Source organism: Lacticaseibacillus pantheris DSM 15945 = JCM 12539 = NBRC 106106, assembly GCF_001591865.1.
GTDB lineage: Bacteria > Bacillota > Bacilli > Lactobacillales > Lactobacillaceae > Lacticaseibacillus > Lacticaseibacillus pantheris.
This window is the reverse complement of record NZ_BCVS01000103.1, coordinates 1-8137: the sequence shown is the minus strand read 5'-3', so window position 1 is coordinate 8137 and position 8137 is coordinate 1. Positions and strand designations below refer to the sequence as shown.

6 protein-coding genes and 1 other RNA gene are annotated in these 8137 nt (G+C 51.1%); 4 read left to right on the top strand and 3 right to left on the bottom strand.

Annotation, left to right across the window (positions count from 1 at the left end; genetic code table 11):
- Positions 1-765: 765 nt before the first annotated feature.
- Both LPA02S_RS09575 and LPA02S_RS09570 read right to left on the bottom strand, forming a co-directional pair.
- Positions 766-1431 (bottom strand): ABC transporter ATP-binding protein, encoded by a 666-nt coding sequence (locus LPA02S_RS09575; protein WP_054648774.1) that lies wholly within the window; start codon positions 1429-1431, stop codon positions 766-768.
- A gap of 12 nt (positions 1432-1443) precedes the next feature.
- A complete protein-coding gene (locus LPA02S_RS09570; protein WP_054648772.1) occupies positions 1444-2901 on the bottom strand; it encodes an ABC transporter permease in 1458 nt (485 codons plus the stop codon).
- 284 nt (positions 2902-3185) lie between these two features.
- Here LPA02S_RS09570 and LPA02S_RS09565 point away from each other — a divergent pair, with 284 nt between their 5' ends.
- Both LPA02S_RS09565 and LPA02S_RS09560 read left to right on the top strand, forming a co-directional pair.
- On the top strand, positions 3186-4166 hold the full coding sequence (locus LPA02S_RS09565; RefSeq protein ID WP_056956564.1) for a choloylglycine hydrolase family protein: 981 nt from the start codon (positions 3186-3188) through the stop codon (positions 4164-4166).
- A gap of 148 nt (positions 4167-4314) precedes the next feature.
- Entirely contained in the window at positions 4315-5025 is a 711-nt protein-coding gene (locus LPA02S_RS09560) for a hypothetical protein (RefSeq protein ID WP_054648770.1), read from the top strand.
- A 211-nt stretch (positions 5026-5236) separates the two neighbouring features.
- On the opposite strand, the gene ssrA is transcribed toward LPA02S_RS09560, so the two are convergent.
- Positions 5237-5601, bottom strand: a transfer-messenger RNA (tmRNA) gene (ssrA, locus tag LPA02S_RS09555).
- Positions 5602-5803: 202 nt separating this feature from the next.
- On the opposite strand from ssrA, the gene LPA02S_RS09550 reads away from it, so the two are divergent.
- Together LPA02S_RS09550 and LPA02S_RS09545 are read left to right on the top strand one after the other, a co-directional pair.
- Positions 5804-6520, top strand: a complete 717-nt coding sequence (locus LPA02S_RS09550) for a response regulator transcription factor (RefSeq protein WP_054648768.1) — start codon at positions 5804-5806, stop codon at positions 6518-6520.
- On the top strand, positions 6517-7956 hold the full coding sequence (locus tag LPA02S_RS09545; protein WP_054648766.1) for a sensor histidine kinase: 1440 nt from the start codon (positions 6517-6519) through the stop codon (positions 7954-7956). The genes LPA02S_RS09550 and LPA02S_RS09545 overlap by 4 nt, the downstream gene beginning before the upstream one ends.
- The last annotated feature ends 181 nt before the right edge of the window (positions 7957-8137 follow it).

Here is an 8137-nt window from a genome sequence, read left to right as displayed (position 1 = left end):
AACGCACTACTGGCAGTAATTCCAACAGAACTACGGGCCTGCAGCCGCCACGATCCCCGGCCATATCCCCTCCACCACAACTGCCACAGAAACCTACATTTGCGTGTCACAATCCATGTGCCATTGTTCTTCTAACGACTCATGTGGGTTCAGTACCGATAATACCGATACCTCAGCATGATTTACTATGACGGGAAACAACAACCAATAAACCAACGTTATGCATCCTATATCCAACACAATTGTACGCCTAGCGATAACAATCAAAATTCCAAGAAGTACCGCTTACTTTCGTATTGGAGTATTGAACCAATATTAGCCTTGCACCCGCATTATTGCACTGGAATCCGAGATGTTCAGTATCATCAGAGGATGTTTCTCACCCAAATGGTATATGACCTACATAATTTGGCAACCTCGGTGGGTCTCATCAACGTAATGTTCATTCTGCACGGTAGGTGCCCATTGGCTTTACGGTGGAGAGATAATGGCGGGATGGTTGGCGGCTGTATGCCCGTAGTTCCGTTATGAGCGAAGCGAATTACGGAATCAAACGTTGGAACTCGAGCGTTTTTTGCTCGAGTTCCAACATTCGCGGTAGCCCGGGACGGGCGAGAGCGTGAGGCTCACAGCTCCGGCCAACCACCCCGCCATTATCTCGGAACCGTAAAGCCGATGGGCCCCGGCAATCCCTACACTACTTCCAGGATGAGACAACATAAAGAGGACGACATCACAGCGATGCCGTCCCAGTTTCATATACACTTATGCCGGTTGTTCAACCCGGAACGTCCGCTCCGCTAAACGAATGGCGACATCGCACCGCGCTGCCACCTCCGATTCGTGCGTGACGATAATGACACATTTGTGCTGCTCGTGTGCAATCTGTTGAAAGAGGTCGATCACCTCAACCGTGTTTTGTTCATCCAAGTTACCAGTCGGTTCATCCGCCACCACCAAAGGAGCGTCACAACAAATGGTGCGCGCTATCGCTACCCGCTGCTGCTGCCCACCTGACAGTTTCTGCACGTTCTTAACCATCTGCTCATCCGTCAGCCCTAGCTTGGCTAACATCTGCCGCGCAAATTCCTTATCACCTTTGTGCTGAGCACCTGTGATGGCCATCGCCGTCATCAGGTTTTCCAGTGCGGACATGTAGTTAAATAGGTTGTATGACTGGAAGACAATCGCAACGTCATGCTGGCGGTAATTTGTTAGTCCGACTTTGCTAATGTCCTGACCGTTGAATTCAATCACTCCAGCCTTGGGCACATCCAGTCCGGAAATCAACGACAGGAACGTCGTCTTCCCCGACCCCGACTGGCCAACAATCGCGTATGACTTGCCAGCGTCAAAGCTGAGCGTGACATTCTTAAAGAGTGCGTCGTCCTCATGACCATACCAATAGCCTAATTTCTTGGTTTCTAGCATTCAATCACCTTCCTACTCAATCAAAACCTTCTTCGGCTGTAGCCGTAAGATACCGCCGGCCGCCAGCATAATGGCCACCAGAATAATCATCAACCCCATACCGAAGAGCTGTAGCAAACTCCACACTGAAACCTGCGTGGAAATTTTTGCCTGTTGCTGTTTAGCCGTTGACATCATGTTGCCTGAACGACCCGGCATCTGCCCGCCGCCTTGGCTCGGACCACCGCCACCCATCTGGCCGCCTTGACCACCAGACTGGGAAGCAACCGTCATGGAGCTGGTACTTTGCGACTCCTGGCTAATCAGTTGCTGGCCAAGCTTATCACCAACGAACTTGCCACCGACAGCAGCAATCCCGACCGCCACAATGAGTACGGCGACCATTTCAGCGAAGAACTGGGCCACAACCTTCCAGCGGCGTTCGCCGAGGGATAGCAGCACACCAATTTCATACCGCCGCTCCCGGATCATCAAAATTACAATCAACGCAAGAATGATGGTCCCGGCGATGGCAACCAACCAGACAATCTTGTTGGCAAAGCTGGTGACGCTACTCATTGACGCCTTAACCTGCTTGTAACTACTATCATCGGTACTCAGGCTAAACTTGCTGGTATTAATCAGCTTCTTGCCCGCTGCCTTCACCGCACTCACTTTGGCCGGCTTGCTGACCGTGAAGACTACAGAATCTGCGGTACCCGCATACTTGGTCCCCTTAATCTTGTTGGCAAGCTGGTAACCCGTAAAGATGGTGTTCGCCGGATCGGATTGTCCCGGACCAGCGCTGGCAGTCGAGCTGCTCTTAGCTTTATAGATACCTACGACCTTGAGCGAATAAGTCTTCTTGGTCCCCGTTGTCGCCTTCACCTTGATAGTCGAACCAACTTTGAGGTTATTTTCACTCGCCAGCTCGCTTTCAATCACGACGTTGTTTGACCCCACGTCTTTGCTCGTCAGGCCCCGACCGGACTTAATCTTGTACGTCCCGTCGCTAAAGCTACTGTTACTGCTGGTACTCGAGACCCCACTCACGGTGACGCTACTCGTACTGCTAGAGTTGCTCATCCCCGGACCACCAGAGCCGTTGGAAGTCTGGATGGTATCAAAGCCAGATGCCTTCGCGGTTGTGGACACGCTGACGGCGTAGCTCTCAACGTTGTTCAGCCGGGCAATCTTTTGGGCCGTCTTCAACGACACCGGGGTCGTTGTAATGGTCGGTCGGCCTGACGGCTTACCACTGCTACTGCTCATGCTCCGCCGCATCTTTTTAAAGGCCGCGGAACGGTTAGCGGTCAGCGTCACCGTCGCGCCGACACTATCCTTGGCGTTCTCAGTCGCGGTGTTTGCGGCGTTGCGAATCAGTAACCCCGCCATGACGAACAACATGATTGCTGAAGTCACGAGAATTAATAATAATGTTCGGCCCTTCCTCGCGATGAGGTTGAGCCACGCACGTTTGACGAAGTTCATTTTTGCATCTCCTTGCTGCGCATTTGGACAGCGGCTGCGCGCCCCTGTGCCATAGCTAAGAAGATACTGAACAAAGATGACCAAAGTATGACCGATGTCAGACTAAACGCGGCAGTTTTTCCGCCTATTTGGCGGTGGCCGCGGGCAAATATGTGCACCCACCACTTTGGGGTGCACAATTTGGGGTTGGGGATCCACCCATCTCACGTGCAAAGATAAGTGCTAAAATAATTGCAGCAATCGATATATCTCACAACCGCATACTATAGAAAGAAGGCACAATTATGTGCACAAGCATGACCTACGCGACCAGTGACGGCCAATACTGGTTGGCTCGCACAATGGACTTTGGCTTTGAACTTGGCGGTAACCCCGTTGTTATTCCGCGTAAGTACAACTTTCAGAGTGTCACCGGACGGAGCTTCACGACCAAGTTTGGTTTTGTCGGTGCCGGCGCCAAACTTCAGGATTATATCGTTGTCGATGGCGTCAACGAGCACGGGCTCAGTGCCGCCACGCTGTACTTTAGTGATGAGGCGCACTACTCGGACCAGCCTGTTAGCGGAAAGCTCAACCTGGCATCATTTGAATTGGTGAACTGGATTTTGGGTGTCAACCAAAGCACCGCCGAGGTCCGCGCGCACTTGGACCAGATTAACGTCGTCAACTTTGCGCTCCCCCTACTCAAAGCCAACGTGCCACTACACTGGATAATTGCCGACCGGGCGGGTCATTGCGGTGTACTAGAGATGCAGGCGGAAGGTATTCACTGGTACGACAACCAGATCGGCGTAATGACTAACAGCCCCGACTTTGCCTGGCACCGGCAGAATCTGGGCAACTACGTTCAGCTCGAAAACGGTGGCCAGCCTGACCGGCAATTCAATGGCTACACGGCCAAACAGATTGGGCCCGGCGCCGGTGCGTTAGGCTTACCCGGCGATTACACGTCGACCTCCCGGTTTGTCCGCGCCGCCTTCATGCGAGAATATGCTCCCGCTGTTCCTGACAAAGTGGCTATCAACACCGTCAACCACCTGCTCGAACCGTTCGACATTCCGCGCGGCGTCAAACTACAGGCCAACGGTAAGTTTGACTACACTCAGTATCGGGGTTACATGCAAATGAGTAACCCCACGTACTACTTTCAGCCATACCAAAGCAGCGATATTAGCGCCGTCCACCTCACCGAGGCGTTAATGAACAAAAGCACCGTCACTGATTTCCCGGTACCACGGGAACAACAGGTCACCGCGCTCAATTAATAAATTAACGGCCCAAAGTATCGCAATTGTGCGACGCTCTGGGCCGTTTGGGGTATTGGGATGGGTATGCAATTGCCCATCAAACATGCACGTGATACGCTTTCAGTACCAAATAAAGTCCACAACTTAAATACTGGGAGAGATATTTATGTCACGTCAAGATATGCGCCACCAACACCAACGAACTGGCTGGATTATCAGCGCCATCACTGCTGGGGTACTGTTGGCGATAACGATCATCGCGGTAATATTGGTCAACATGCGACCAGGAACACCCAACCAGGATAATCGTGTTGCCCAAAGCAGTAGTAGTGTGTTCACATCTAGCAGACAGTCAAAGGCGACTAATAACCAAGCTGGGGAAAGCACAAGTACTGCTCAAAGCGCACCGGATGCTGGCACCAAAACGGTTAGCGACCCGAGCAAGTATGATTATTTGAGTGGCATCTATGAAAATGGTGCAATCCCCACAATCAGCCTCGACTTTGGTAACCAAACATCATCTGGTGTCACGGCCTCCGGAGACGTTGCCGATTACTCATTCACCAAGGTGCTGCGACACCCAGATGGAACTTTGGTGGTCAATGTTTCCGGGTCATTTAAGTACAACGTTGACCCTAACAATAATTCCAGTAGTGAACAAACAGCCTACGTGCAACTAAGCTTTCTTATAGCTCCTCAGGGTGTTACCGTCACTAAGAACTGGCAAACGGGTAGTTCAATTACAGACAATTCCGATACGGATTCCACAAGATTTGCAATTGCTAATTCAAACGATGGCGGAAAAACGTTTAACATGTCCACCGCGTATGACAACTTTGAAAGCAATCAGAATCTGTACACATTACAGCAGTACTAAAGGTAATTGGTTATCTAAACATCATTGCTCCTTTGCAGAAAATTCATAAACAATGGTTAGAATATCCATAAATTGAGGAGAAATAGGACGGTAAGCGGATAGAAAAATGTGCCAAGCTCCCAAGACGCCCCTATCCCGCTCCAAACAAAAAGACCAACAACACTGACTTAACAGCATTCCCGGTCTTGTCCGTACCACCCCAAAGTGGTCAAAATGGAGGTGAGGAGAATCGAACTCCTGTCCATTAACCCCGCCAACACATGGCTCTACACTCATAGTCGACCTATTTAAATCTCGCGAACGTGGCGCGCCGGCCAACCAGGCTAACCCACGAACGCATACCCACTATCTCTTGCGACAAGCTCGAGTAGCACCGGCCGCCGTAACCCAATGAGTTTGAGACCCGTATCTAGCCCTTGGGTGAAGCTAGGCGGATCACGCTTAAGCTACCTAGGCAGCGAGAGCGTAAGAGTTTTCGTTTTTAGCAGTTATATTAACTGTGCCGTTGATGACGGAGCCGAGCCCTCCGGAGTGCACCACATGCGCAGATGCCAATGTCGAGACCATTACACCCCCGATATTGCTATATTATTCTATCATCTCTGGCCGCTAAAATCAAAGCGGTGCCCCCGTGACGCCGGCTCGGCTAGCCCGTAACCCAGGTAAGGGAGCCGAGACCCACACCGCCTTTGCATCATGAACAAGTGTATACTGGTAGAAGGCATAACCAACACAAATAAAACTAATTAAACTAATTAATGAGGAAGGTTTACTGCTAATGAAAATTTTGATGATCGAAGACAACCAATCCGTTTCTGAAATGATGGATATGTTTTTCCAAAAGGAAGGTTGGGAATACGTGAACGCGTACGATGGCGAGGAAGGACTCGACCAGTTCAAGTCCAATCCCGACGACTTTGACCTCATTACCCTTGACCTCAACCTACCCAAACTGGACGGCATGGCTGTGGCCAAAGAAATTCGCGCCATCAGCTCCACCGTCCCGTTGATCATGCTGACCGCCCGCGACACTGAAAGTGATCAGGTTCTGGGTCTGGATATTGGCGCGGATGATTACGTGACCAAGCCATTTTCTCCAATCACCCTCATTGCGCGGATTAAGGCACTCCACCGTCGCGCGGAAATTGGCGGGGACAGTGAAACCACCACGGACAATGGGGATTACGATGTAACCACCAACCACTTCAAGCTCAGTACCAAGACCCGTGAGGCTTACCTCAACGACGTCGAAATCGAGGGTCTGACACCCAAAGAGTTCGATTTGTTACGCACCCTGGCCAGCAATCCGAAACAAGTATTCTCCCGTGATCAGCTACTGCAGCTGGTGTGGGAATATGAATATTTCGGTGATGAACGAACCGTGGATGCCCACATCAAGAAGTTACGGCAAAAGATTGAGAAGGTCGGCCCCCAGGTCATCCAAACTGTTTGGGGGGTGGGCTACAAGTTTGATGACTCGGGTCTCGATCAATGAAATTAATCTACCAACAAATGATTGGTATGTTGACCACCATCATCGTCTCGCTGCTGGTGGTGGCTGCTCTTTTCATTCATTCCACCACCACTGCGGCCTGGGAAGACAACTTTCGCCAACTGTCCAGTTACACCAGCAATCTGGAACAGAATGCGCTACTCAATAAGTCCACCATCAACAGTGAATTTATTCAAAGTAGCGAACGGATTCTGAGCGGTCAACACGTCAACTTTGTCATCTATAACTCGAAAAATCAGATGCGCTATCCGGGCGTGGCGGGCGGTAGTATTCAGTCGAAATATTGGCAACAACTGAAATCCGGTGACAGTGTAGCCGTCAAGGCGGCAACCACCAACCCGCGCAACGGCAAGACGCAAAACATCACAATCTTCTACCGCCCCGTATTCTATTCGGGAAAACTACTCTACGTTATCGCGGCATACGAACCCGTAGAGGCCATTCAAACGACCATTAGTAAGACCAAGCGGAGTGTCCTCATCGGGTTCATTATTTCTGCTACCGTGGCCGTGATTTTGAGCTACTTTATCGCCCGGTACACTAACCGCCGGATTGACCGGTTGCGTAACGCCACGCACGAAGTTGCTCAGGGCAACTATGACGTTGAGTTGGAAACCACGGGTCGTGATGAAATTAGCGAACTCGCCAGCGACTTTAGCAACATGACCGACTCACTCAAAGCAAGCGAAAAAGAAATTGAACGCCAGGAGGATCGGCGGCGTCAGTTCATGGCCGATGCGGCTCACGAAATGCGGACCCCACTGACCACGATTAACGGCCTGCTTGAGGGGCTAGCGTACGATGCCATTCCCGAAGAATCAAAGGCCAAGAGTATTGAGTTGATGCAAAACGAAACGAAGCGCCTCATCCGGATTGTGAACGAAAACCTGGATTACGAAAAGATTCGGACTAACCAAATCATCCTGCAACGGCAGACGTTTAAAGCCAAGCGCGACATTGACAACGTCACTTTGCAGCTCCATCAGAAAGCAGAAAGTGCCGGGGATGAGCTCATTGTCGACGTACCAGAGGACCTGATGGTGTACGCCGACCACGACCGCTTCGTGCAGATTATCTTCAACATCGTGCAAAACGCCATTCAATTTACCCAGAACGGCCACGTTCGAATCACCGGTCAACGAGGCTACCAGCAGGCCGAGTTCAGCATTAGTGATGATGGTATCGGGATGAGCGCAGACCAGGTGCAAAACATCTGGGAGCGGTACTACAAAGCTGACCCGTCGCGGAAGAACACCAAGTACGGTGAATCCGGCCTCGGCTTAGCCATTGTGCACCAGCTGGTGGCGCAACATGGTGGTACTATCGACGTTCAATCAGAGTTAGGAGCCGGGACCACGTTCCATATCACCTTCCCTGATGAACAAGAAACTAATGACGCACAACCAGCGGACGCATAATGAATAATAGGCCACACCTTCTGCATGGAGGGTGTGGCCTGTTTTGTGTGGGCCTGGATAGCTGTTGGTGTCCGCGGAAACGAGACGAGCTACGCGGCGACGCATAAGCTACTAACACCTAAATGCCAAGTGCATTGCCATTTCAATTCCGGTTGAATGCTACCCCGCTCCCGTATTACTC